Annotated in this window: 21 protein-coding genes and 1 pseudogene; 8 read left to right on the plus strand and 14 right to left on the minus strand. The window is 46.8% G+C overall.

The window, feature by feature from the left end:
• Positions 1-36 precede the first annotated feature (36 nt).
• Positions 37-696 carry a uracil-DNA glycosylase gene (gene ung, locus HMPREF2871_RS10920; RefSeq protein ID WP_049336116.1) on the plus strand — a complete coding sequence of 220 codons (660 nt, stop codon included), beginning with the start codon at positions 37-39 and terminating at the stop codon, positions 694-696.
• 54 nt (positions 697-750) lie between these two features.
• Here the strand turns inward: ung and HMPREF2871_RS10925 are convergent, their stop codons facing one another.
• From HMPREF2871_RS10925 to HMPREF2871_RS10945, 5 genes are all read right to left on the minus strand, one after another.
• The gene (locus HMPREF2871_RS10925) at positions 751-1,824 is read right to left on the minus strand and encodes a sulfate/molybdate ABC transporter ATP-binding protein (protein WP_049336114.1); all 1,074 of its coding nucleotides are present in this window, start codon (positions 1,822-1,824) and stop codon (positions 751-753) included.
• Positions 1,821-2,681 (minus strand): sulfate ABC transporter permease subunit CysW, encoded by an 861-nt coding sequence (gene cysW, locus HMPREF2871_RS10930; RefSeq protein WP_049336112.1) that lies wholly within the window; start codon positions 2,679-2,681, stop codon positions 1,821-1,823. Before cysW ends, HMPREF2871_RS10925 begins: the two co-directional genes overlap by 4 nt.
• An 84-nt stretch (positions 2,682-2,765) precedes the next feature.
• Complete coding sequence (gene cysT / locus HMPREF2871_RS10935) at positions 2,766-3,602, minus strand: sulfate ABC transporter permease subunit CysT (RefSeq protein WP_003683475.1); 837 nt, start codon at positions 3,600-3,602, stop codon at positions 2,766-2,768.
• A 160-nt stretch (positions 3,603-3,762) separates the two neighbouring features.
• Entirely contained in the window at positions 3,763-4,212 is a 450-nt protein-coding gene (locus HMPREF2871_RS10940; RefSeq protein ID WP_049336110.1) for a DUF4124 domain-containing protein, read from the minus strand.
• A 12-nt stretch (positions 4,213-4,224) separates the two neighbouring features.
• Positions 4,225-4,419, minus strand: coding sequence for a hypothetical protein (locus HMPREF2871_RS10945; RefSeq protein ID WP_049336152.1), 195 nt, complete (start codon positions 4,417-4,419; stop codon positions 4,225-4,227).
• Between the two features lie 185 nt (positions 4,420-4,604).
• Here HMPREF2871_RS10945 and HMPREF2871_RS10950 point away from each other — a divergent pair, with 185 nt between their 5' ends.
• Together HMPREF2871_RS10950 and HMPREF2871_RS10955 are read left to right on the plus strand one after the other, a co-directional pair.
• A complete protein-coding gene (locus HMPREF2871_RS10950) occupies positions 4,605-6,233 on the plus strand; it encodes an ABC-F family ATPase (protein ID WP_049336108.1) in 1,629 nt (542 codons plus the stop codon).
• Positions 6,234-6,416: 183 nt separating this feature from the next.
• The gene (locus tag HMPREF2871_RS10955) at positions 6,417-8,885 is read left to right on the plus strand and encodes a calcium-binding protein (protein WP_049344818.1); all 2,469 of its coding nucleotides are present in this window, start codon (positions 6,417-6,419) and stop codon (positions 8,883-8,885) included.
• Between the two features lie 94 nt (positions 8,886-8,979).
• On the opposite strand, the gene HMPREF2871_RS10960 is transcribed toward HMPREF2871_RS10955, so the two are convergent.
• A complete protein-coding gene (locus HMPREF2871_RS10960; protein ID WP_004520574.1) occupies positions 8,980-10,197 on the minus strand; it encodes a D-alanyl-D-alanine carboxypeptidase family protein in 1,218 nt (405 codons plus the stop codon).
• Between the two features lie 203 nt (positions 10,198-10,400).
• Here HMPREF2871_RS10960 and ilvA point away from each other — a divergent pair, with 203 nt between their 5' ends.
• Positions 10,401-11,924, plus strand: a complete 1,524-nt coding sequence (gene ilvA, locus HMPREF2871_RS10965) for a threonine ammonia-lyase, biosynthetic (RefSeq protein ID WP_004520573.1) — start codon at positions 10,401-10,403, stop codon at positions 11,922-11,924.
• 59 nt (positions 11,925-11,983) lie between these two features.
• On the opposite strand, the gene trmB is transcribed toward ilvA, so the two are convergent.
• From trmB to HMPREF2871_RS10980, 3 genes are all read right to left on the minus strand, one after another.
• Positions 11,984-12,700 (minus strand): tRNA (guanosine(46)-N7)-methyltransferase TrmB, encoded by a 717-nt coding sequence (trmB, locus tag HMPREF2871_RS10970; RefSeq protein ID WP_039862398.1) that lies wholly within the window; start codon positions 12,698-12,700, stop codon positions 11,984-11,986.
• A 137-nt stretch (positions 12,701-12,837) separates the two neighbouring features.
• On the minus strand, positions 12,838-13,494 hold the full coding sequence (locus tag HMPREF2871_RS10975) for a response regulator (protein ID WP_004520571.1): 657 nt from the start codon (positions 13,492-13,494) through the stop codon (positions 12,838-12,840).
• Positions 13,491-15,251 (minus strand): histidine kinase, encoded by a 1,761-nt coding sequence (locus HMPREF2871_RS10980; RefSeq protein WP_004520570.1) that lies wholly within the window; start codon positions 15,249-15,251, stop codon positions 13,491-13,493. The genes HMPREF2871_RS10975 and HMPREF2871_RS10980 overlap by 4 nt, the downstream gene beginning before the upstream one ends.
• Positions 15,252-15,510: 259 nt before the next feature.
• Between HMPREF2871_RS10980 and mobA the strand changes: the two genes are divergently transcribed.
• Positions 15,511-16,092, plus strand: a complete 582-nt coding sequence (gene mobA / locus HMPREF2871_RS10985) for a molybdenum cofactor guanylyltransferase MobA (protein ID WP_004520569.1) — start codon at positions 15,511-15,513, stop codon at positions 16,090-16,092.
• 78 nt (positions 16,093-16,170) lie between these two features.
• Here mobA and HMPREF2871_RS10990 read toward each other — a convergent pair whose 3' ends face one another.
• From HMPREF2871_RS10990 to HMPREF2871_RS11005, 4 genes are all read right to left on the minus strand, one after another.
• Positions 16,171-19,308, minus strand: a complete 3,138-nt coding sequence (locus HMPREF2871_RS10990; RefSeq protein ID WP_070629602.1) for a type I restriction endonuclease subunit R — start codon at positions 19,306-19,308, stop codon at positions 16,171-16,173.
• 68 nt (positions 19,309-19,376) lie between these two features.
• Positions 19,377-20,618, minus strand: coding sequence for a restriction endonuclease subunit S (locus HMPREF2871_RS10995; protein WP_049344820.1), 1,242 nt, complete (start codon positions 20,616-20,618; stop codon positions 19,377-19,379).
• A 9-nt stretch (positions 20,619-20,627) separates the two neighbouring features.
• Positions 20,628-23,243, minus strand: coding sequence for a type I restriction-modification system subunit M (locus HMPREF2871_RS11000; protein WP_049344821.1), 2,616 nt, complete (start codon positions 23,241-23,243; stop codon positions 20,628-20,630).
• A 440-nt stretch (positions 23,244-23,683) separates the two neighbouring features.
• A complete protein-coding gene (locus HMPREF2871_RS11005) occupies positions 23,684-24,670 on the minus strand; it encodes a GlxA family transcriptional regulator (RefSeq protein WP_049344822.1) in 987 nt (328 codons plus the stop codon).
• 97 nt (positions 24,671-24,767) lie between these two features.
• On the opposite strand from HMPREF2871_RS11005, the gene HMPREF2871_RS11010 reads away from it, so the two are divergent.
• On the plus strand, positions 24,768-25,619 hold the full coding sequence (locus HMPREF2871_RS11010) for an MBL fold metallo-hydrolase (RefSeq protein WP_049344823.1): 852 nt from the start codon (positions 24,768-24,770) through the stop codon (positions 25,617-25,619).
• A gap of 57 nt (positions 25,620-25,676) precedes the next feature.
• Here HMPREF2871_RS11010 and HMPREF2871_RS11015 read toward each other — a convergent pair whose 3' ends face one another.
• Complete coding sequence (locus HMPREF2871_RS11015) at positions 25,677-25,880, minus strand: SRPBCC family protein (RefSeq protein ID WP_049344824.1); 204 nt, start codon at positions 25,878-25,880, stop codon at positions 25,677-25,679.
• 40 nt (positions 25,881-25,920) lie between these two features.
• Between HMPREF2871_RS11015 and HMPREF2871_RS11020 the strand changes: the two genes are divergently transcribed.
• Entirely contained in the window at positions 25,921-26,379 is a 459-nt protein-coding gene (locus HMPREF2871_RS11020; protein WP_004520558.1) for a LysR substrate-binding domain-containing protein, read from the plus strand.
• 138 nt (positions 26,380-26,517) lie between these two features.
• Positions 26,518-26,686: pseudogene (locus HMPREF2871_RS11025) on the plus strand (NADPH quinone reductase MdaB); the annotation flags it as partial.

Below are 26,686 nucleotides of genomic sequence, written 5' to 3' on the forward strand. Positions count from 1 at the left end.
TTATAATAAGCCCATTCAAATACGGAGCGGCAAATAATGCAGACTTGGCACGAGGCAATTGGTGCGGAAAAAGAAAAGGCGTATTTTCAAACGATTTTGGAGAAGGTGCGCCATGAAAGGCAGGCGGGGATAACCGTTTATCCGCCCGAGCGCGATGTATTCAATGCCTTTCGGACGACTGAATTCGGAAATGTAAAGGTAGTGATTTTAGGGCAAGACCCGTATCACGGTGCGGGTCAGGCGCATGGTTTGGCGTTTTCCGTCCAGCCTGAAATTGCGGTGCCGCCGTCGCTGGTCAATATTTATAAAGAGTTGGCGACGGATATTGAGGGTTTTCAGATTCCGCAACACGGCTATTTGCAGCATTGGGCGGAACAGGGCGTGTTGCTGTTGAACACGGTATTGACTGTCCGTGCCGGTTCAGCGCATTCCCATGCGACTTTTGGCTGGGAGGCGTTTACCGATGAAGTCATCCGACAATTGGATAAGGAACGCGAGCATTTAGTCTTTATGCTGTGGGGCAGCCATGCGCAGAAGAAAGGCGCGTTTATCGACCGCAATCGCCATTTGGTGCTGACCGCGCCGCACCCTTCGCCTTTATCGGCATATCGCGGCTTTTTTGGCTGCAAACATTTTTCGCAGGCAAACGCTTATTTGCAGGCACATGGTTTAGAGCCGATTGATTGGCAGGTTTAAATAAGATGAAAGGCCGTCTGAAAGCAGATTTTCAGACGGCCTTATGCTTTAGTCTCAAATCGAATATTCAATCAGCTCGTTTTGAGAAAAGACATAAACCTGTTTCGGAATCAGCCTCAATTCTTTGCCTTCGGCGATTTGGTAACGCGCGGCATCGCTGCCTGCCAGCGTGATATGCACGTCTTGTTTGTCGTGTTTTACCACAATATGCGTCAATGCGCCGACGGCGTGGATTTTTTCGATTTTGGCGCGGATCATCGGGGTTTCGTTTTCGGCGGCAAGCTGCCATTCGTGCGGACGGATGTAGCCGATAGCGGTTTGTTCCTGCCATTTGTAGTGCGTGTCCAATTTCCACGCGAAGCCGTTGTAATGCCAGATGCCTTTTTCGATTCTGCCTTCGAAGGCGTCGGTTTCGCCGAGAAATTCGGTAACGAAGGCGTTTTCAGGTTTGCGGTAAATGGCTTCGGCACTGCCGGTTTGCTCGATTTTGCCGTGGTTCATGACGACGATTTCGTCGGAAACTTCAAGGGCTTCTTCTTGGTCGTGCGTCACCAGAATGCTGGTTACGCCTAGGTTGTGATGGATGTCGCGCAGCCAGGTGCGCAATTCTTTGCGCACTTTGGCATCCAGCGCGCCGAAGGGTTCGTCCAAGAGCAGAAGTTTGGGTTCGACGGCGAGGGCGCGGGCGAGGGCGATGCGTTGGCGTTGGCCGCCGGAGAGCTGGTGCGGATAGGATTTGGCGAGTTGGGAAAGCTGCACGAGTTTGAGCAATTCTTCGACTTTGGCGCGGATTTGTTCTTTGGACGGGCGTTCGGACTTGGGCAATACGGTCAAACCGAAGGCGACGTTGTCAAACACGTTCATGTGGCGGAAGAGGGCGTAGTGTTGGAATACGAAGCCGACTTTGCGCTCGCGCACATGCTTGGCGGTTACGTCTTGGCCGTCAAAGAGAATTTGGCCGCCATCGGCGTTTTCCAGTCCGGCGATAATGCGCAGGAGCGTGGTTTTGCCGCAGCCGGATGGGCCGAGCAGGGAAACGAGTTTGCCGGTGGGGACGTTGAGGTTGATGTTTTTCAGCGCGTGGAACGCTCCGAAGTGTTTGTTTAGATTTTGAATAGTAATGCTCATGCTGCGTTCCTTTCAGCGGCGGCGAGTTTTTTGTCTTGTAATTTTGTGATGATGTTTTGCACCAGCAATGTGGCCAAGGCTAAAAGTGCCAATACGCCGGAGAGGGCGAATGCGCCGGTGAAGTTGTATTCGTTGTAGAAGATTTCAACCAAAAGCGGGATGGTGTTGGTTTCGCCGCGGATGTGTCCCGATACCACGCTGACCGCGCCGAATTCGCCCATCGCGCGGGCGTTGGTGAGGATGATGCCGTAGAGCAGCGCCCATTTGATGTTGGGTAGGGTAACGCGCCAAAACATCTGCCAGCCGCTTGCGCCGAGTATTAGCGCGGCCTGTTCTTCGCTGTCGCCCTGCGCCTGCATTAAAGGAATGATTTCGCGCGCGACAAAGGGGAAGGTAACGAACAGCGTCGCCAAAATAATGCCGGGGATGGCGAAGATAATCTGTATGCCTTGCGCTTCAAGCCAGCCGCCCAATGCCGTATGCGTGCCGAACAATAAGACGAACATCAAACCGGCCACCACGGGCGATACGGAAAACGGCAAATCGAGCAGGGTGGTCAGCAACTGCTTGCCGCGAAAGTCGAAACGGGTCAACAGCCACGCCATCGCCACACCCAATACGGCATTGATAGGAACAACAATCAGAGCGGTAATCAGGGTTAATTTGATGGCAGACCATGCTTCGGGATCGGTCAAGGATTGCAGGTATAAATCCCAACCGCCTTTTAAGGCCTCGTAGAATACGGCAACCAAAGGCACGACCAGCATCAGCAGCAGAAAGCCCAAGGCGGTAGCAGTCAGCAATACGCGCAGCCAACGCGGTTCGCTCAGGTTTGGATTGGTAGAATGGGTTTTCATGTTAGTGAAGTCTCTATTTATTCTTGTATCCGTTTAGGCCGTCTAAAAAATGTTTGCTTGATGTTTCAGACGGCCTATTGTTTGTTAAACCTTCGCTCCGGCACGGCGGCTCAAAGTCCATTGCATAATGTTTAAAATCAGCAGGATGACAAACGAAATCATCAGCATAAACAGAGCAACGGCAGACGCGCCCTGAGCATCGTATTGCTCCAGTTTGCCGGTAATAATCAAGGGCAGGATTTCAGACACCATCGGAATATTGCCCGCGATGAAAATGACCGAGCCGTATTCGCCGGTAGAGCGGGCAAACATCATGCCTGCACCGGTCAACAAGGCCGGTGTGATTTCAGGCAAGAGAACACGGCGGAACGTAGTCCAACGGCTTGCGCCCAAAGTTGCCGCTGCTTCTTCATACTCGCCCGACAATTCTTCCAATACCGGTTGTACGGCGCGGACGATAAAGGGCAGGCTGACGACAATCAGCGCAATCCAAATACCGATGGGCGTAAAGGCGATTTTGATACCCAAAGGCTCGAAAAAACGGCCTATCCAGCCATTGGGCGCATACAGGGTTGCCAACGCAATGCCTGTTACCGCTGTCGGCAGCGCAAACGGCAAATCGACCAAAGCGTTTACCAACCCTTTGCCCGGAAATTCATAGCGCACCAATACCCAGGCGACCAACGTGCCGAACACGATATTGGTTAACATCGCATAAAACGACATCCGCAAGCTCAGCCAGACGGCCGCCAAGACATTGGGTTCGGTAATCGTGTTCCAAAATCCGCTCCAGCCGATTTCTGCTGCTTTGGCCGCCATCATCGCAAACGGCAAAACCACCAAAAGCGACAGGCATAAAACCGTCAAACCCAAACTGAGCTTGAAACCCGGCAATACAGAAGGCGTTTTGAGTAACAACATAATGGCAACCGTCAGAATTTAATACACGCTTACTTTAACAAGGCAGTCTGAAAACTGGAAAGAATGCTTTGTTTGGTATAAAGACGATTTTGTTATATTGAAGACATGAAAAGGCCGTCTGAAAACCAAATTTCAGACGGCCTTGCTGGTGTGGTAAGGATCAATAGGCAACAGGATCTTGAGATGCAGGCTGGTGTTGCGCCGCGTCATAGTTTTCCTGAGCCGAGCGGACGGCTTTTTCCAAACCCTTGATCCGTTCGAGATAGCGGGCATAGTTGCGTTCATTGCCATAACGCACTTTTTTGCCTTCTTCCAAGTTTTTCTTGGCGGTATCCAAAGCACGCTTGGCTGCGCCGACGTCAGCCGGATTGACCGGGGCGACAGCTTCTTCCGCTTGCTCGGTTTTGCTTGGGGAAATCGGCGTTGCCGGTGTTGAAACAGGCGCAGAAGTATAGACGGACGGTTTGCCGATATTGCTGGCTTTGCAGTTTTTGCCGCCGGCTTGGGTATAGACTTTGCGGCCGGCAGAATCGGTACATTCAAAAATAGGCGCGGCGGAAATTGCAGTTGTCAAAGTGAGTAGTAATGTACTGATCCAAATTTTGTTCATTTTTATTTTTCCTTAAAACCATTTCCACCAAACAAGCAAAGCCGCAATCATGATGATGTTGGCGAAGAGGATGGGCTTCCACTGTCTGGGCGCACGTCGTAATTCAGCGCCAGATCGTGTGCGGCGGATATAGAAAAACGGGCTGAGCAGCATGGAAGCGGCGCATACCAAAATAATCACGGCGTAATAGATTTTGTGCGTTTCCATATTGTTTCTCCGTTTCAGACGGCCTGAAATGCTGCCTACAACGCATTTTTGCGTGAAGCGCTGTCTGTTTTTATCTTGCATAGGCATTGGGCACACTTGCTATGGCCTCAATCCTGAGGTCTTTGCAAAAATATGCTACAATCGCGTCCGATTATAACATTCTATTTATAAAGGTTTTACGAATAATGATTTCTACCAACGGCATCACCATGCAGTTCGGCGCAAAGCCGCTGTTTGAAAACGTATCCGTCAAATTTGGCGAAGGCAACCGTTACGGCTTGATCGGCGCCAACGGCTCAGGCAAGTCCACCTTCATGAAAATCCTCGGCGGCGATTTGGAACAGACTGCCGGCGAAGTAGCGATTGAAAACGGCGTGCGTTTGGGTAAATTGCGCCAAGACCAGTTTGCCTACGAAGACATGCGCGTGCTGGACGTAGTGATGATGGGCCATACCGAAATGTGGGCGGCGATGACCGAGCGTGATGCGATTTACGCCAACCCCGAAGCTACCGAAGACGACTACATGAAAGCCGCCGAACTGGAAGCTAAGTTTGCCGAATACGACGGCTACACTGCCGAAGCACGCGCTGCCGAATTGTTGAGCGGCGTGGGCATTTCCGAAGATTTGCACAATGCGACCATGGCAGAAGTCGCCCCGGGCTTCAAGCTGCGCGTATTGCTGGCGCAAGCCCTGTTCTCCAAGCCAGATGTATTGCTTTTGGACGAACCGACCAATAACTTGGACATTAATACCATCCGCTGGTTGGAAGGCGTGTTGAACCAGTACGACTCCACCATGATTATCATCTCGCACGACCGTCACTTTTTGAACGAAGTCTGCACCCATATGGCGGATTTGGACTACAACACCATCACCATCTATCCGGGCAACTACGACGACTATATGCTTGCTTCCGCCCAATCGCGTGAGCGCGCCCTGAAAGACAACGCCAAAGCCAAAGAGAAACTGCAAGAGCTGCAAGAGTTCGTTGCACGCTTCTCTGCGAACAAATCCAAAGCCCGTCAGGCAACCAGCCGTCTGAAGCAGGCAGACAAAATCAAATCGGAAATGGTCGAAGTCAAACCTTCTACCCGTCAAAACCCGTATATTCGTTTTGAAGCCGACGAAAAAGCCAAATTGCACCGTCAGGCTGTGGAAGTTGAAAAACTGGCCAAACGCTTTGAAACCCAGTTGTTTAAAAACCTGAACTTCATCCTTGAAGCAGGCCAACGCCTTGCCATCATCGGCCCGAACGGCGCGGGTAAATCTACCTTGCTGAAACTCTTGGCAGGTGCGTACAACCCCGAATATTCAGGCGGCCTGCTGCCGGACGAAGGCACCATCAAATGGGCGGAAAAAGCCAGTGTCGGCTACTATCCGCAAGACCATGAAAACGACTTCGACGTCGATATGGACCTGAGCGAATGGATGCGCCAATGGGGTCAGGAAGGCGATGACGAGCAAGTCATCCGCGGCACTTTGGGCCGCTTGCTCTTTGGCAGCAACGATGTTGTGAAAAAAGTGAAGGTTCTCTCCGGTGGCGAAAAAGGCCGTATGCTTTACGGCAAACTGTTGCTGTTGAAACCCAATGTCTTAGTCATGGATGAACCGACCAACCACATGGACATGGAAAGCATCGAATCCTTGAACATGGCACTAGAAAAATACAACGGCACGCTGATTTTTGTATCGCATGACCGTCAGTTTGTATCTTCATTGGCTACCCAAATCATCGAATTGGATGGCAAAGGCGGATATGAACACTACTTGGGCGATTACGAAAGCTATCTGGAGAAAAAAGGTTTGGCTTAAATCTTTATCAACAATCTAATAAGGCATTGAGATGCCGTCTGAAAATTTCTATATTTTCAGACGGCATTTTCTTTTCAAAATTAAACAATAGTATATTGAACTTTTATGCCAAAATTATGACTAATAAAAGCATTTTACAAAAGAATAATTCAATATTACGACATTTTTGAAGGAATATATTAAATGGTAAACATTAAAACAGCAGTACCCAATGCCTCTCAATATGGTGCCAAACTTGGCTATACGACTTATGAGGCAGAACAAAGTGAACTGAAAAACGGCGTTGTTAAAAATGCCTCTTCTTCAGAGGCAGAACGCGCAACTGCCCGTGAAGCAAGCGGTCAGGCATATGTTGATTTGCCTACTAATGCATCTGTGTCATTTATTGCACAAGCAGATGCCAATGCCGTAACCATCCGTTATACCGTTCCTGACGGTGAAAGCGGTAAAGTAGAAGTCAAAGTCAATAATACAGTGATCGGTACTTTGGATTTGTCTTCCAAATCTAACTGGCAATATTTGGATAACTATACATATCATCCGAATGATGATATTAAAGTTCATGATACGCCTGCGGCAGATAGGCTTGCCCGCTTCCAATTTGACGAAGTCAGCCAATTATTTAAAGAGGCCAATATCAAGGTAGGGGATAAGGTTACAATCACTAATATCGACAGCACGCCCGTAGGCATTGACTTGGTTGATTTGGAAAAGGCACCGGACGCCATTAGACAGCCTGAAAACAGTGTCAGCATTACTGATTTCGGCGCAGTCGCCAATGACGGCTCGGATGATTACCAAGCATTCATAGCTGCGATTGAATCTGCAAAAGCGTCTAAAAAATCTGTTTACATTCCTGAAGGTCAATTTGATTTTTCACGACCGATTTCCCTTTATGTTCCTGATGGTATTAAGATTACCGGTGCAGGGCAATGGCACACTAAGTTACATTTTTTGAATACTGAAGCTGCTAAATACGATGATAAGGGTTATGCGAGCGGTGGCGGTGGTATTTCTTTTGAACCCGGTAGTAAAGATATAGATTTGGGCAATCTCTCTATGGATTCAAATCTAAATTCAAGACATGATGAGAAAGCCAATTATAAAGGGATATCCGGCACTTTAGGTACTGGCTCTTCTATTCACGATATCAAAATTGAACATTTTGAAGCTGGCGTATGGATTGGGGATTATTCTAAAAACAAACCTTTAAATTACACTGATGGTTTGACTATCTCCAATGCCACTATTCGCAACAACTTTGCAGACGGCGTTAACTTTGCACAAGGTACCAGCAATTCCACTGTTATCAATTCCAATATCCGTGGCAATGGTGATGATGGCTTAGCAACATGGTCAAGTCATCATGAGAATACCAATGCCCATGTTGCTGAAAATAACCACTTTTTAAACAATACCGTTGAATTAGGCTGGCGTGCGGCAGGTATTGGTATCTTTGGCGGCAAAGGTCATGAAGTAGCCAATAACCTTATTAAAGATAATGCCAATTGGGGTGGCGTACGCTTAAACACTGTATTCAAAAACAGCCATAATTTTGATTTCAATGATACGGGTATTTCCGTTCACGATAACTTACTGGTAAACAACGGGACTAATGCCGACACATATGGTCGTGTTAAAGGTTCTATCGATTTGGAAGAAGGCAGGGATTATGCTACTCCCGAAAAAGATATTTTGGGAGAACTCAACAATATCAAAATTGAAAATAACACTATTGTGAATAATCTTTCCGACCAAGAGATTACCAAAACCCGTAATCATAAAGAAGGCAATATTCCGGAGCCTGTAAACGAGACTACATTAACCATCGAAAATAATCATAGCCTTTCGGTAGCAGAAAATACTTCTGCAAAAAATGTAGCGGAAATAGATGATCACAGTCTTACCCAAGCTGCGAATCATTTAGGTGCTGATAATATCATCACAATTACAGACAGCAGCCATGCTCTTGTCAGCGGCGGCGATGGCAATGACCGTATCAGAGGCGGTTTGGGCAATGATACGATTAACGGTGATTCAGGTAATGACATTATTTTTGGCTATGATGGAAACGATCGTCTCAATGGCGGTATGGGTAATGATTCTATACATGGAGGTAACGGCAACGATACTTTATGGGGTGAAAGTGGCAATGACCGTTTGAATGGCGGCGATGGCAACGATGTTTTATTTGGCGGACAAGGAACCGATTACTTGGTAGGCGGTAAGGGTGCCGATACTTATGTTTTCAGCCTTGGAGAAGGTAAGGATACGATTACCGATAATGTGGGCGAACATAATGCACTGCAATTTGGCCAAAATATCTCTGTTAATGACCTGCATATTGATGCCATCACTGATGTTCGAGGCAATATCGATTGGAAAATTACCGTTAAGGGATCAGAAGGGGACAGCATTACCATCAATGACCAATTCGTTTCCGGTAACACTAACAATGCCGTGATTGATACCTTCCGTTTCGATGAAGGCACATTGAGCCTGCAAGAGTTGATGGGTAGGTTGTCAGGTAATGACAATATCAGTAATTTGTCAGACGTCAATACGCATACTGACCGCATGAGCTACTCGTCTGTCGATACGGTTGATGTTCACGATGACACAGCATCTACCGCCAACGCTGGAATTATCTAATTAGCTGTCTTTTAGGCTGAATAAAGGCCGTCTGAAATCTGGCAAACAGGTTTCAGACGGCCTTTTTGTGGCTTATTTTGTTATGGTTGATTGTTTAACTGAATAAACCTTTAAACCACAACACAATCGCGTCCCACATACGGCGCAACCAGCTGCCTTCTTCCACGCCGGTTAGGGCGACGACGTCTTTTTCGGCAATGATTTTGCCGTCTTTCATGACTTTCAGTTTGCCCAATACTTGACCTTTTTCAATCGGGGCGAGGACGGGCTGAAGCGTTTCTAAGATTGGTTTGACGTTTTTGCCGGTATCGTGGGGAATGGTAATGTAAACATCGTCCAAGAAACCGATGTCTACGGCTTTGGTGCTGCCTTTGTAAACTTTGACTTGGGAAATCACTTCTCCGCCGTTGTAAAGTTTAGGCGTATCAAATGCCTGCAATGACCAGTTGAGCAGTTTGCTGCTTTCGCTTGCGCGCGCTTCGGTGGATTCGGCACCGGCAAGGATGGAAACAATACGGCGGTTGTTACGTTTGCTGGAAGCAGCAAGATGATAGCCTGCGCCTTCAGAATAGCCGGTTTTCAAACCGTCGATACTGCTGTCGCGATAGAGCAGAAGATTGCGGTTGGGCTGCTCGATATTATTGTATTTGAAAGATTTATTTGCAAACAAAGGATAGTATTTCGGATAGTCGTTGATCAGCGCGGCTGCCAAAATGGCCAAGTCGCCAACGGTTGAAACATGGCCGTTAGAAGAAATGCCGGTCGGGTTGTTGAAGTGGGTGTGCTTCATGCCCAAGCGTTTGGCTTCTTCATTCATTTGTTTGACGAATTCATCGATAGAGCCGTTACCGATGGCTTCTGCAAGGGTGATGGCGGCATCGTTGGCCGATTGGATGGTTGTCCCCTTAATTAAGGAGCTGACGCTGACAGGCACTTTTGGGTCGAGGAACATACGCGAACCTTCGACTTTCCATGCGGCATTGGAAACGGTCAGCATTTGGCTTGCTTCAAGTGTACCGTTTTCTAATGCTTTAAAGGCAAGGTAGGCAGTCATCATTTGCGTCAACGCGGCAGGTTCGATAGGCGCGTCGGCATTGTTGGATGCCAAGGTTTGCTTGCTGTGCAGGTCGGTAACGATGTAGGCGGTTGCCGCGATTTCCGGAGGCGTTGTCGGACTGTTGATGCTGTGCAACAATGGCTGCGGCTGTGCCTCGCCTTGTACGGCAGGTGCGGAGGCAACCGGGTCGGCGGCAAGGGCGTGGGTATTCAGGAGGGCAGCAAAAATTAAGCTAAGTAGCGTTTTTTTCATCATTGTTTGTAAATTTGAATATGGGTGGATACTGTTATCGAGTAAACAGTTTGGCATACTAAATAGATAGTAAGCGGACATTATACCGTTTCATTCAGGCTTTGCTAAGATTTTTCTTGCCTTCAGACGGCCTCAGGGGTATGGTTTTAACTTTTTCCTCAGGCCGATTCGGCCGAATGACAATTTATTTTCGAACACTGAATACCATGAACCATCCTCTTCCTCTTTCCGATTATCTGACCCGTATTTTGACCGCTTCCGTTTATGATGTAGCCGTAGAAACGCCTTTGGATTTGGCACGCAGTCTGTCAGGCCGTCTGAACAATCAGGTTTTGCTCAAACGTGAAGATTTGCAGCCGGTGTTTTCGTTCAAAATCCGCGGTGCGTACAACAAAATGGCGAAGCTGCCGAAAGAAGCTTTGGATTGCGGCGTGATTGCTGCCAGCGCGGGCAACCATGCGCAGGGTGTGGCTTTATCGGCGCAGTATTTGGGTTGCCGCGCCGTCATCGTGATGCCGGAAACAACGCCTAAAATCAAAATTGACGCGGTAAAGAGCCGTGGCGGCGAAGTGGTATTGAAAGGCGTGTCTTACAATGATGCCTATGATTATGCGATGGAGTTGGCCGAAAAGGAAAAGCTGACTTATATTGCGCCTTTTGATGATCCGGATGTGATTGCCGGCCAGGGAACCATCGGCATGGAAATCCTCCGTCAACACCGCAATATCAATGCGATTTTTGTTCCGATTGGTGGAGGCGGCTTGGCAGCAGGCGTAGCGGCGTTTATCAAACAAGTTTGTCCTGAAATTAAAGTGATTGGCGTGCAAACTGATGATTCTTGCTGTATGAAGCAATCGGTTGAGGCAGGGAAAATCGTACATTTGAAAGATGTCGGCCTGTTTTCAGACGGCACGGCGGTTAAAGTGGTGGGCGAGGAAACCTTCCGCCTGTGTAAAGAGCTGTTGGACGAAATTATTACGGTCAATACGGATATGTTGTGCGGCGCGATTAAAGATATTTTTGACGATACGCGTAGCATTACTGAGCCTGCGGGCGCATTGGCTCTTGCCGGCCTGAAGGCTTACGTTGCGAAAAACAATATCCAAGGTCAAAATTTGGTTGCCGTCACCAGTGGCGCCAATATGAACTTCCACCGCTTACGCCACGTTTCGGAGCGCAGTGAGCTGGGCGAGGGCAACGAAGGTATTTTCGCCGTTACCATTCCCGAAGAAAAGGGCAGCTTCCTGAAGTTTATCAATTTGCTGGGAAGCCGGAACATTACTGAGTTCAACTATCGCTACGGCAGCGATAAAAATGCGCATATTTTTGTCGGCTTGCAAACCGCCGGTGCGCAAGACTTGGCCGTCATCAGCAAACAACTGGCTGACGCAGGTTTGCCCAATGTCGATCTGACCAATGACGAAATCGCCAAAATCCATATCCGTTACATGGTCGGCGGACGTACGGAAAAAGTATCCAGCGAACGCTTGGTCAGCTTTGAATTTCCGGAGCGTCCCGGCGCATTGTCCCGCTTCTTGAACCATATGCGCGCCGAATGGAATATTACTTTGTTCCATTATCGCAATCATGGTGCGGACTACGGCCGTATTTTGGTCGGTATCGATGTACCTGAAAGCGACAATGAAGCCTTTGCCGACTTCTTGGAGAGCTTGGGTTATGTTTATAAAGAAGAAACCGATAATCCGGCTTATAAACTTTTCTTGGCTTAATCAGTAAGATAAAAGGCCGTCTGAAAAATTTCAGACGGCCTTGTGTTTTATGTTCGGCTTTATTTTTTACGGAACACCAAGTCCCAAACGCCATGACCCAATCGTTTGCCTCGGGCTTCAAATTTGGTTTCAGGACGATAATCGGGCGTAGGGGCGTAATCGGCAGCCGTGTTTTGCAAAGCGTCGAAACTGCTCAAAACCTCCAGCATTTGCACGGCGTATTCTTCCCAGTCGGTCGCCATATGGACATAGCCGCCGCTTTTGAGTTTGGGCAGCAGCTTTTCAACAAACGGCACTTGTACCAAGCGGCGTTTATTGTGACGTTTTTTGTGCCAAGGGTCAGGGAAGAAAATATGAATGCCGTCTAAAGAACCGTCTTCCAGCATCTTTTCCACTACTTCCACCGCATCATGACGCATTACGCGGATATTGGAAATGTGTTCTTCCTCAATCAGCTTCAAGATATTGCCGACGCCCGGGCCGTGAACATCAATTGCTAAAAAGTCGGTATCGGGCAGACGTTTGGCGATTTCCACTGTCGCGACGCCCATACCGAAACCGATTTCCAAAACTTTAGGATTATCCCGGCCGAATGCGCGGTTCAAATCCAAAGGAGCTTCTTGGAAGTCCACACCAAATTGCGGCCACATTGTATCGATGGCGCGCTGTTGGGCAGCGGTCATATGGCCTTGACGCAAGACGAAACTGCGGATGCTGCGTTTGTGTTCTTCAGGAACGGTATTTTCGGGTGTATTTTCTGGAATGTTTTCGGACATGTTGTTTTAAATCAGTGAGAAATCAAATAAAAAGGCCGTCTGAAAAAATCAGACAACCCTGCATATAAATCGGCGTGATTATAGCGAATAAACGCTTTTCCTGAAACCTTTTAAAAAGAAGGTTTCAGACGGCCTTTTTAAGACAATACCGGTTGCGGTACTTTGTGTTGCACCGCATAAACCGCAGCTTGGACGCGGCTGCTTAGATTCAGCTTGCGCAATAGGTTCTGCACATGCACTTTGACGGTTGACTCAGCCAAGTTTAAATGGCGGGCAATGATTTTATTGCTGTGTCCGGCGGCAAGGTAGCCCAAGATTTCCATTTCGCGCGGGGTCAGCTGCGCCAGCAGGTGGTCGGAGCGTGAAGGAGAAGGGGAAATCAGCGATTGCACCAAGCGGCTGGTCATTTCTGGAGAGAAGACATTGTCGCCATCGACGGCTTTGCGAATGCTTTCCAAGAGGAAGTCGGCGTTGATGTTTTTCAGCAAAAAGCCTTTTGCACCCATACGCATACATTCGGTCAAGTCGTCGCTGTCTTCGGAAACGGTCAGCATGATGACGGTCAGTTGTGGATTGATGCTCAAAATTTGAGCCAGTGCTTCGCGGCCGTTCATGACCGGCATATCCAAGTCCAACAAAACTACGTCAGGCTTAAGCTGTTCGACCATTTTTACGCCGGCCAGGCCGTCTGAAGCTTCGCCGACGACTTCAAAATCGGGCTGGCGGGAGAGCAGGGCTTTGATGCCGCTGCGAAATAGGGTGTGGTCGTCAATAAGGGTAATTTTAATCGTCATGATGCTGTTCTCATTTGTTGCGGCAAAGTCAGCATAACCGCCGTACCTTGCCCAATCTGCGATGTAATGGCCAATTCTGCGTTAATCCGTTGGGCCCGTTCCTGCATAATGCCCAAGCCGACATGTTCGCCTGAAGGCCGGTTTGATAGATGTTCTTTATTAAAGCCTGCGCCGTCGTCCCGAATCGTCATGACAAAATCGCCGTGGTTGGCAATTTCGACGCTGACATGTTGCGCACGCGCGTGTTTCCGGATATTGGACAGGCTTTCCTGCAAGATGAAGATGATTTGCAAGTGTTCATCATAATTTAATGCCTGTCCGTCGTCCTGCCATTTTAAATCAACCGGGATACCAGTTTGCCGTTCAAAACGCGCCAGCAGCGATTCTACCGCTTCGGGAAAATCTTTATTACTGATTTTGGTGCGGAAATTCATCAAAAGTTCGCGGACGTCTTCGTAGCATTCCTGCACGCCGTCTTTGATGAAGCCGATATTTTCTTCGGCCTGCTCGCGTTGGTCTGAAGCAAACGCGCTTTCCAGCATTTGTACCTGCAAATTCAAAAAGGTCAAAGCTTGCGCGATGCTGTCATGCAAACCTTGCGCAATCAAGTTACGCTCCTGTAAAACTGCAAGCAGGCGGCGCTCTTGTTCCATGCGGTTGCTGGCGATGGAAATGCCCAGCTGTCCGCTTAAGGTATGCAGCAGTTTTTCGTCTTGCTCATCAGGCATATGGCCGTCTGAAAAATATAGGGTCAGTACGCCGAGTTGTTCGTCTTGATAAACGATCGGAAATTCTACACGATTTCCTTCTTCGGTTTCACCGACGCTTGCCGCCAAATCAGAACGTTTCCGTTCCTCATCGGAAAGATATACCGTACCGCCCAAAGCGGAAAACGCCGGCAGAATCTGAGCCAAAAATTCTTCTGCGGCCTGTTGCGGCGTAAAGGTTTGGTGCAGGTTGCGCGTAGTCTGGTAGAGCAGGGTCAAGTCACGGTTTTGCCGGGCCAAGTCTTGGGTTTGTTGGGCAACCTGTCCTTCTAAATCCGTATAAAGCGTTTTCAGACGGCGGCTCATTTGGTTGAAGCCCTTGCTGACTTGGGAGAATTCACGAATTTGGTCTGTATCGATTTGTACCCCGAAACGACCTTCGCTGATGGTTTCTACCCCGTCGCGCAATTTTTCCAGCGGCCGGATGATCCACGAATAATGCCAAACAATCATCAAGCCGGCAGCCACTAAAATCATCAACATCATCGCCATTTGAAAACGGCGCAGCCACAAAGTATTTTGCTCGTTGGCGTTTTCCATCGCCTGTAAAAACAGCTCGATATTGCCGGCAAAACGGTATAAGCCGATTTGGGTCGGCCGCTCGTAATGTTGCAAAGAAGGCTTGATGTTGGATTCCCAATCAATTAACAGCATCGATTGGATCAAATCGTAAGCCAGCGGCATTTGTGACGGAATCAGCGGATGAATGGCATCGCTTTGCGTTACATTGGCCAGCGTACGTTCAAATTCTTTGATTTGGTTGTCAATTTGAGCATTGGGCGTACGGACGCTTGCCATATAAGCCAAGCGATACACCTGCATTTTCAAGCTGCCCGCATCTTCAATCGTTTTGGCCGCGCTTTCCAAACGCCAAGAAAGCAGCAGGGTAAAGGCAATCGACAAAAAAGCCGAGCCGACCCATAACACAGTCAGCAGTTTTAAACGCGAGGACAGGCTCAGGCCGTCTGAAGATCCGGAGAATAAACGCATAAAGCACGCAGGAAGACTAATCCGATAATCTTATAAAAATATCATTCTTTCGGCCTATAAACAACCTGTCTAAAATAATTGTATGGTTATGATAAGAAAAAACAGGGGTTTAATGTAAAATCATGTTATGATAAAATTCATCTTAAGTGAATTAAATCACAAAATCAGGTTTTAGACGGCCTGAAGCCTTAAAACTTATTCCATAAATACAACATCTCGAATAACACTTACGCACTCTGCTTTGCAAAGGACTACCAAAATGAAAATTTTTGCACTGATATTGGCCGGCGGGCAGGGAAGCCGGATGGGAGGTGTCGATAAAGGGTTGGTGCAGTGGCACAACAAAGCCTTGATAGATCACGTTATCGAAAAAATCCGCCCGCAAGTCAGCCATATCGCCATCAGTGCCAACCGCAATCTCGAATCCTACGCCCAACGCAGCGCGCACGTTTTCTCCGATGCGCGCCAATGGCAACATTACGGCCCTTTGGCCGCCTTGTGTACCGCCGCCAACGATTTACAAATTGCTACTGCCGATTGGCTGCTCATCGTATCTTGCGATATGCCGCGGATGCCGGAAAATTTGGTGTCCCAATTTGAAACCATCGCGCGGCGCACGCCATTGTGCAATGCGTTTTATGTAGAGACCTCTGCCAGGCCGCATTACAGCGTGATGTTTATCCGACCGCAAATCCTACAAAGCACCGTGCCATACCTTTATTCAGGAATGCGCAGCATCCGAGGTTGGCTGCAGCAACAGCGCGCGAGGGTTGTCCATTTCCCTCATGAGCAGGATTTTATCAGCTACAACACGGAAAATGATTTGGCTCAGCCTTTGTAGTTGGGTAGGTAAGGGGACTAATATTCAGATAGGAATACGTCATTTGATGATGCTTAAAAATCTTTCAATAGGTAATAACTATCTTGTAATTAGTTCCCTTAGAAATTCATCAATCCGTATATTTAAATAAAATATACGTTCTTCGTTAAAATAAACTTTGGCTTTTTCCCTATCGACTGTAGCTTTTAGGTCATTTAGTCTGCCTAAGTCTAAATTTTCGCTGGTATATTTTCTTGCCAACAGTGCACGTAGCAAATCTCCATCTAGCCCTAAACCTTTAATTACTTTTAGCACCTTATCATTGGCATCTTTTTGTTTGTACGTGGTGATGTAATCACTTAATGCTAAATTTGGATCAAGCTTGATATCGCCGGATTGCACATCGTGTAAAAACAACTCAGCAAATTTTTGATCTTCTTTAGAAAGCGTAGCAAAAGAGTGGTGTAGCTCCTCAAGTGCAGCAGCTTCTTCTATGCCGCCGATGGTTTTAAGCCATTTTTCAAAACGGGCATTCATATAATTTTGATCAATTTTATCGGTTTCGATTTCGTTGATGTGCGAACGCAAATCAAATGGCACATCATCGCTACCGCCACCATTGCCTGAACTTTCTTTAAACAAATCTTTATAACGAGCCAGCAGTTTATCGTAGGTCTCTTGATCGAAATTGAGTGTGGCAGTGATCACGCTGTCGTCTTCCTGTACCACATCATAGCTTGATTTTCCCCAAGAAAAGCCCAAGAGCCGAGCAGCTTGTAAGTGCTCATTGAGCTGATTGAATAGTTTGACAAACTTTGCGCATGAGGTTGTATCATCAGGGTTTTTTGAAAAATCTTCTAATCCTGCCCATTTGAAAATATCGGCAATATCGGCAAAGCAGACATTTATTTTGTCGATAACCTTATCTAAATTATCGACAAACAGCCCCATAGGACGGTCGCCCGAATAAAGTTTTACGGCTCGCTCAATATTGCGTTGCATCGTATGCGGCTTGCGGTAATAGCGGATTAAACCAAAAGGCTTATCGGTTTTGTCGCATAAGCGGTTAGTACGGGAAAACGCCTGAATCAAGTTGGCGTAATCCAAAATTTTGTCTAAATAGAGCGTATTGAGCCATTTGCTGTCAAAGCCTGTCAGCATCTGATCGACCACAATCAACAAATCCAGCTGCTCGTCGGGCTTGATTCTCTTATACGCATTGATATGCGACAACCTATCCGACAAATCCGTTTTAAATCGGGAATAAGTGGCGTAGCCGAAATTTGTGTGGAACTGGGCGTTGTAATCTTTCAAAATTTCGGCAATCCATATTTCCTTATCGTTGCCTTGCCCATCGTTAAGAATATTCGGATCGAAAAGGGCGGTCAGTTTCGGCCAGGGATTTTTAGCTTCCTCAGGATCTTTGGCTTCCTCAGAATTTTTGGCTTCCTCAGCAATTCTGATTTTCTCAGCAATTTTGGCTTTAATTAAGCGATAATAATTGACCGCTTCGGGAATAGAGCTGGTGGCAAAAATGGCATGATATTTTTTGCCTTGGCTGAGGCGTCGCCAATTATCCAGCATGTCGTCGATCACTGCATTCACATGTTCCGGCGTTTGATATTGCACATTGGGTATATAATCTTCAATGCCTTTTTGATATTTGCCGTCTGAAGTATATTCTCCCGCCATCGGCACATCATTCATAAATTGATTGTAGATTTTTTTCTTTTGATCATCGGCAAATACTTCGCTTTCATCTGTTGCTTTGGCTTCTTGCAAAGCGACAGTTCTGCGTAAATCGCTGTCTTTAAAGGTACGGATATGGAAGGGGTGAAAGCCCAGCACATTTTCATCGCGAATGCCGTCTGCAATCGAATAGCGGTGCAATTCATTGCCGAAAACCGTGGCAGTGGTTGAATTTCTCTTAGCGTTTTCTTCTTCAATCGGCGTGCCGGTAAAGCCGAAGAAAATCGCATTGGGGAAGGTGTGCTTAATGGTGAGCAACATATCGCCAAAAGTAGTACGGTGGGCTTCATCAACGATAAACACCAAACGTTTACCACTGATTTGCTCGATGTCAGCCTCATTTACCCCTTCTTCCGCCTTGATATTACTCATTTTTTGAATGGAGGTAACGATTAAGCGGTCGCGGTCTTGTTTGCTTTTCAGCTTAGCGAGCAAAATGGCGGTGTTTTCCGTTGCCTGCACATCATCTTTACTATCGGCAAAATTCTGATATTCCTCCAGCGATTGCTTGCCCAGCTCAATACGGTCGAGCAAGAAGATCACCTTATCCGCATCTTTACGGCGGCTGATTAACTGCGCCGATTTAAAACTTGACATCGTTTTTCCCGAGCCTGTGGTATGCCAAATATAGCCGCCGCGCTGATTGCCCGAAGTCCAATCTGTTTTTGCCACCGTGTCAGCAATTTTGTTGACTGCATAATACTGATAGCTGCGCAACACTTTCAGCTGCTCGTCTTTCGCATCGGCAATGGTGTAATCGCCGATAAACTGATGCGCCATCGGAATCGAGAGGAAATGCGTCGCCACCTTGTCCCAATCGTTCATATACACATTATTGAAATCCGCCCAACGGAAATAAAACGCAGGATTTAATGGACCGCCGGTATTGGCAAAATAGCGACATTCTTCCGGCGTCATCGCCACAAACACCTGCACCAAGCTAAAAATGCCAGAAAACGCGCCTGCCTTATGGTATCGCTCAATTTGATAGGTCGCTTGGCTGATGGGCACGCCAGAGCGTTTCAACTCAATATGAAACATCGGCATCCCATTAATTAACAACATCAAATCGCCGCGCTGCTTAGGGTATAAATCCGAACGAGGAGTAAATTGGGGCTGCTGGGCAATTTGATAGCGGCTTTTGCCGGCAGAAATTTCCTCACGGTCGAAAATATCCAACGATACTTCCTTGCCGAAATGACGGCTTTCCTCATTTTCACGCTTGATGGCCACCGTTTTGCCATTGATAAAGCCGTTTAGCGCATAAGGCGTTTTTAATGCCTGCACCTGCTCCAAAATCTGGTTCATTTCCGAGCGAATCAACGGCACATCGAGCTTGTCGATATGTTGGTTGGTTTTATTCAAATGCTCCTGCCAGTTGGCAATTAACTTTTCTTCGGTGGGATAGAGCAACACTTCCTTTTCCCAGCTTTTGGTGGTAAGCAAGGCAATCAGTGCGTTTTCAAAATCAGCTTCTTTATTAAACATTCTTTTTCTCCGTAAGGGCGCTACTACAATTTTTCAGACGGCCTCAATCATGGTCAGGAACGCCCGCCCTATACCAACATCGCCGCCAACAGCCCTTTTTTAAGTTGGTTTAATTTTTCGACCTCTGCCGACTGTAATGCAATGGTTTCGTCCAGTTGGCGGAAGAAGTTGCCGATGGCGGTTTGTTCTTTAGGGGTAGGAATAAACACAATATTCTTCTCAATATCTTTTGCATTTATGGATGGCAAAGCTCCGATTTGGGCTAATGCAGGCAAATCAATCGTATCAAAAAGTGTTTTCATAAAATAATTATCCAAGCTTGAATCTAAGATAAACGCCATTGTATTGTTATCAAGTAAAAATGGAGTATTAACCAGCCGTTTACGATTTAACAGTAAAGCTGCTCCAACTTTGGCAAAAAATATACATGGAAGCTGTTGAATAACTTGCCATCGTTGTTTATCAATTTGTTCTTGGGTTACATAGTTATTGGCTTTTCTTAGATAAACTTCGTTACCCGATAAATTCATATCTGACACTTTGAAAAATGGTATGCCATTTGCTCCACCTTGCTCATTTTCAGAAAAACCAATACCTGATAAGCAATAACCCAAGCAGCCTAATTCATTTCGCTCCCACTCCCCCTCAAACCCTTTAAAACGGATTTTCGGTATTTTTTCACCGTTTGCGGGGAACATTTTTGCCAACATGGCCTTTTTAAGCTGACGGCTTTTTTCCAACACCGCTCGGCTCTCGGCGATTAGGCTGTCTAAGCGGCGGAAAAACAAACCAAGGTGGGTTTGTTCTTCGTAAAGAGGAAAATTAAATTTATAGGCTCTTAACTTTTCTAAAGTAATACGGGTAATTGCTTGCCCAGCCATTGAGCCTTTAATTTCATTTTGTCCAATAGGGCTTTGTAATACTTGGCATAAAAAATTAGCATTATGTTTCTTTTGCTTTGGCCTTAATACAGCAACGCTGGATAATAATGAAAATTCTTCGTCAAGAAAGTTAATACAACAATTTCCTGTACTAGCTCCATCTTTCGTTAATAACAAATCTCCAAATTTGACTGAACAACGTTTATATATTTCTTGATGCTCTTCAGCTGAAATATAAGAAACATCAGATAAATCTAAACCTGAATTTCTAATATTTTTCGAAGTTATATATTTGTATTCTCCATTTTGGGATTTTGGGGAAAAATGAGTACCATCACTAAGATATTCTGTTACTTCACCCAATACCTTTTCTTCCCAAGCATCAGTAAACCCATTAAACCGCAAACGTGGCTCTTGTTGCTTATTCATTTTGCCCCCTTAGCCTTTCAAAATTGCCTGCCATGCGGCAATGCCTTGCAAGTCAAACTCGCTGCCGGTGAGTTCGTCCATCATTTGTGCCAGTGCGGCGGCGCTTTCTTGTTTACGCTCGCTGATGTGCTGATAGGTGTCGGCATATTTGTCGCAAAGTGCGGTCAGTTTTTGGCTGAATTGCGCCAGCATGTTTTCAGGCAGCTTGCACATCGCGGCATTGAGCGGAACAAACCATTTTTGACGGAGCAAATCGAGGGCTTCGGCATCATCCAGGGATTCAATGGCGGCTTTGGTTTTGCTGTGAAGCTCGGCGGATAGGGTTTTGAGTTCTGCCTTAAGCGTTTTTTCTTCGGCAAGCAGCTTATAGGCAGCCTGCAATTTTGCGCCCAGGCTTTCTTCGGCAAAAATGTGTTTGTCGATGGCTTTGGTCAAGTCGGCTTTTTTGGCAATCGCTACGCCGTCGGCTTCCAATTCTTGTTGCAAGGCTTTGGGAATTTCGGCGTTGATAAAGCCGTCGCCTTCATCATTGACGGCAGGGCAGGCTTTTTCTTCTTCGCTCAGGTTTTCCAAAATGCTTTGCATTTCGGCGGCGATTTCCGCTAAGCGGCTTTCTTTGGCTTTCAGGTTTGCCAATTCCTGCGGCAGTTTGACGGCTTGCACCAATTCAAACGGCAGAATATGCCCCACCCAGCCGTCTTGTACCTCGGCTTCTTTTTTGGTTTTGCTGTCTTTTTTCAGCACCATAAATGGATCAACCTGCTTAATTGCCTGTTTACCTTCGGTTTGGATCATCTCTAAATCGGCGGCAATGCCTGCCACATCGGCGCGCCATAGGTCATCGAGTTTTTGATAGGCAGTATAAAAATCCAATAAGGGCATTGCCTGTACTTTTTCCCGAATAAGTTCGGCGAGTTGCTGCTGGGTTTGGGAGATGTTGAGCGTTTCCATCGGCTCAATCAGCAGGGTTTCCAAGCTGGTAGTGAAATCGGCAAAGTTTTGGGCAAATTGCGCTTGGTAATTCAGCACGCTGGCGTGGCTTTGCATGGCGGCTTTAAGATTGTCGGTTTTCGGTTGCACATAAGGTGTGCCGTTATCGGTAAACAAGGCCGTCTGTAAACCGTCAAAGGCTGCCCAATAGTCTGCAAATTGTGCCAGCTCGGCTTTGGGAATGCCGCCGTGTATGGTGGCGAAAATATCCCATTGCTCTGCCGGCTCGGCAGAGTCGACATAGCGTGGAATGTTGAGGTTGTAGCCGTTTGCCACAATTTCGGCTTTCGGCACAATGCGGGAGAATTTAGGCAATTCCCGGCGATGGGTCACGCAATCGACAATGCGCTTGATGTCGCTTGCCTGCAAATGGTTGTTTTTGCCTACTTTGATGAAATGCTTGGAGGCGTCAATCATCAATACGTCGTTACGTTCGCGCTCTTGGCGTAAAACGACGATGATGGTGGGAATGCCCGTACCAAAAAAGATATTGGCAGGCAGACCGATAATGGCATCGATATGATTGTATTCAATCAGATTTTTTCGGATTTTCTCTTCTTCGCCGCCCCTAAAAAGCACGCCATGCGGCAAGACGATGGTCATGATGCCGTTGGGCTTTAAGTGGAAGAGGTCGTGCAATAGAAAAGCAAAATCGGCTTTTGCCTGCGGGGCGACGCCAAAGCGTTTGTAGCGGATGTCGCCTTCTTTGTCTTTGGGATTCCACGGCTGGGAATAGGGCGGATTGGACACTACGGCATCCAGATACAGCGGCTCGCCTTCCAGCGGCCAGTCGTCTTCTAATGTATCGGCATTGCGGGTGAAAATATTGCTCGGCAAAATGCCGCGCATGACCAAATTCATGCGCGTGAGGTTGTAAGTGTTTTCTTTTAATTCTTGGGCATAATATTTGATACTGTCGGCGCTTTTGAGATGTTTGGCAACGCTATGGCCGATGTTGATCAGTAATGAACCTGAGCCGCTGGTCGGGTCGTAAATGCTGATTTCTTCACGGTCTTTGAGATGGTCGGCAATGATCTCCGACATCAGCAAAGATACTTCGTGCGGCGTGTAAAATTCGCCCGCTTTTTTGCCTGCGTTGGCAGCAAACATACTAATCAGATATTCATAAATAAAGCCCAATACGTCATAGCCCTGTTTGCCGTCCATCGGAATATCGGCAATCAGTATGAAAAGGTCTTTCACCGCATTGGTTTGGCTGGCGGCGGTATCGCCCAATTTGCTCAAACCGGATTCTAAGGTTTTGAAAATGCCGTCAAAAACTGAGATGTAGTTTTCTGCAATATTGCGGCTGAAAGCGCTCATTGCTGTGCGGACGTTGGCAATATTGAAATCCGAGCCTTGGGCTAACCAAGTTGAAAACAGATGTTCGTAGCTGATGAAATAGCCGAGGTTTCTTTTGATATGGTTGACAAGATCCACGTTATATTCGGTAAGCTCATCGGCAAAATTTGATTTTTCTAAGCCTTGTTCAAGGGCAAATTTTTCCAGTTTGTCGGACAAAAATTTGTAGAAAATAAAGCCTAAGATGTAGTCTTTGTATTCATTCGCTTCAATTTTGGAACGCATTTTATTCGCAGATTGCCAAATTTTGGCTGCAAGTTGTTGTTTATTCATTTTTTCTCTTATTGGTTTTTGATTTTATACATATTGCGGTATTTATGATTGCTTGGTGCAGGCTTTGCTATGATAAACCATCAACACAGTGTTTACATAATTTACATTGTAGAGGGAGTATGATTCATCGATGCAATGAAAAATGGTAGGAAAGCTCACATTACATAAAGGCCGTCTGAAACTCAACTTTCAGACGGCCTTTTGTGTCCATATAAAAGTTGCGATCTATTTGGCTAGGATGAGATTGAGCTTGTCATCTTTGAATATAAATGATTAGGATAGAACAAGCGTTTGGATTTTGAAGACGATTTATAAAAACTCTTTGAAATCTCTCTACTCTTTGAAAAAGAAAAAAGGCCGTCTGAAAAGTGCAGGCTGCTTTTTGGGATTTCAGACGGCCTTTAAAAGCAGCCTGCGCTTGGAGGGGGTATTGTGTTTAGCTATCTGCCAAATACTTTCCGCCAGGCATTTGGATTGATTTTAAATTTGGCTTTGAACTGCAAACGTAGGTTTGCCGCGCTGCCGAAGCCGCTTTGTTCGGCGATGCGTTCTATCGGCAAATCCGTATTTTCCAACAAATCCTGCGCCTGCCATAGCCGCTCTGTGGTGAGCCACTCACTGAAATTCATGCCTGTGGCTTGAGAAAAATGGCGGATAAAGGTTCGGCGGGAAACGGCTAATTTTTTTGCCAAATCGTCCAAGCGGTATGGGGTGGCAAGGTTTTGGCGCAGTTCGTCCAATAAGTGATTGATTTTGTCATCGGCGGTACGACGTTCGACAGGTCGGTGGATAAACTGTGCCTGCCCGCCTTCACGGTGTGGTGCCGCAACCAAGGTACGAGCAAGGTCGTTGGCAACGGTTGCACTGTGGATTTTGCGGATGAGGTACAGGCAACAATCCAGCCCGCCTGCCGCACCTGCCGATGTTAAAAAGTTGCCGTCTTCCGCATATAGGCGGTTGGTATCCAGATGAATTTTAGGGAAACGGCGGACAAAGTCGTCTTCGGCAAGCCAGTGGGTGGCGGCGGTTCTGCCGTCTAAAAGTCCTGTGTAGGCAAGGGCGTAAGTGCCGTAACATAGGGCGGTGATATGCGCACCACGTTGTACCGCTTTCTGTAAATGTGCGCTCAACTCGGGTGTCGGGGCTTCTTCAATATTGCGCCAGCCTGCGATGACGATGATGTCGGCTTCTTCCGTCAAATCCAAGCCGCCGTGTACGGGAATGTTTGCGCCCAGTGCCGTGATGACGTCTTTGCTGTCATCGGAACAGATTTTCAGGTCAAAGAGCGGATTGTCCCGATAGGTCGTCTGAAAAACAGAAAAGGGAATGTTGAAGACAAAATCATTCATGCCCGATTGAGCATATAGCACGATTTTGGGGACAGCTTGATTTTGGCGAAACTCGTTACGCTCGTTTTCAGACGACATTTTGGCACTATCCTTGCGTTTATTGGCAATATTGCCTATTTTAGCCGATACACCTGCTGCTTAAAATACGCTCCATGATTTTTTAAGGAGCAACATCATGAAATTCAAGCAATTTATTCTTGCCACTGTTTTGGGCGCGACAGCCTTTTCCGCCTGGGCAGACGATTCATACCAACATATCCGTAACGCTACCGCCAAGGTCGAATATGCGGGGCAGACGTTTTTGATTGACCCGTTTTTCGCACCCAAGCACTCCATGAACGGCTTTGCCGGCACGTTCAACAGCCAAGCCAAAATGCCGCTGGTCGGGCTGCCGATGAGCGTGAATAAAATTTTGGACGGTGTGGATGCAGTTATCGTTACCCATACTCACGAAGACCATTGGGACGAAACCGCCGCACGTTCCATTCCGAAAAACCTGCCCGTATATGTGCAGCACCAAGCCGACGCGGCAAAAATCCGCAGCCAAGGCTTTACTGATGTACGCGTGTTGAACGGCAGCGCTGTCTTCAACGGCGTAACCATCAGCAAAACCGGCGGCGTACACGGTACAGAAGCCATGTATGCCAACCCGCAGCTAGCCGAAATCTTAGGTGATGCAATGGGTGTGGTATTCCAAAGCAGCGGACACAAAACTACTTATATTATGGGTGATACTGTGTGGACGGCAGATGTAAACAAAGCATTGAACCGCTACAAACCCGATTATCTGATTATGAACACGGGCTACGCGCTGATTTCAGGTATTTCAGACGGCATTATTATGGGGACGGCTGATGTATTAAAAGCCAGCCAAGTCATGCCTAAAGCCAAAATCATCACCGTACACATGGATACCGTGAATCATACCGCCGTCAGCCGCGCCGATATGCGTAAATTTATACGCGGTCAAGGCATTGAAAGCCGTGTGAACGTTCCGGAAGACGGAGAAATCCTGAAACTGGATTGATAAACGGCTCATTATCCTAAAGCAGCCTGTACCTTGTTTTTCAAAGTGCAGGCTGCTTTATTTTTTCGTGGCTTTTGTTAAACCGTCTAACCATGCTTGATGGCCGTTTACCATTGGATTTGGCACAGTTACTGCCAAGCCTTTGGCGAGTTTGCCGATTTGGCTTTCTTCGGTTAATACACGCACGCGGTTGTTAGGCAGGCTTTCTAAAATCCAAGCGCCGAAAATTAAAGTGGTGGTGCTGGCGATTAACGAAAGCATCGTACAAAATCAGCTTGAACAGCAGTAAATTGACTTTGCGGTGGTTACACTAGACTTCCAAGCACCGGATATTCATGCAAAAAATCTGTATGATGAACGCTATATTTGTGCCGTTCGCCACGATCACCCAATAGCCCAACAAACAGAACTTACCCTTGAGCAATTTTGCCAGTTAGAACAAGCCTTGATTTCCTATCATGGCGGTAACTTCAGCGGTGTTATTGACCAAGCCCTGAAAGCGATGGGGCTACAAAGAAATGTCAGTCTATCGGTACAAAACTTTATTGTTTTGCCTGAATTACTAGAACAAAGCGATTTATTGGTAGTCCTGACTGAACGTTTAATTAGCAACTTGCCCAATCTCAAACGCTTTGAGCCCCCCCTTGAAATTCAAGGTTTTACCAAAACATTGATTTGGCACGAACGGACACATAAAGATCCTGCGTATCGCTGGGTTAGAGAGCTGATTGAAAAGGCTTATTTGGTTGAAGGAAGATAATGAATGCTAATGATAGGTATGATAAATTTCCCTTTATGGTCTGTAAAAGCGTGCAAGCCAATGTACTTTTAAAAGATGCAGTAAAAAGGCATAATTGAAGCTCTCATTTTTCAGAATTATTTGTTGTAGGAGCAAAAGATGAATATTTTATTACTAGACGGTGGTAAAAATTTCGGACATTCGCATGGTGAGTTAAACCACACGCTTCATAAAAAAGCGAAAGAAGTTTTGACCGTACTTGGACACAATATACAAGAAACCGTGATTGATGCCGGCTATGATGTTGAAGCAGAAATCGAAAAATTCT

It is taken from the genome of Neisseria sp. HMSC067G12, from assembly GCF_001812725.1.
In the GTDB taxonomy this organism is placed as follows: domain Bacteria; phylum Pseudomonadota; class Gammaproteobacteria; order Burkholderiales; family Neisseriaceae; genus Neisseria; species Neisseria perflava.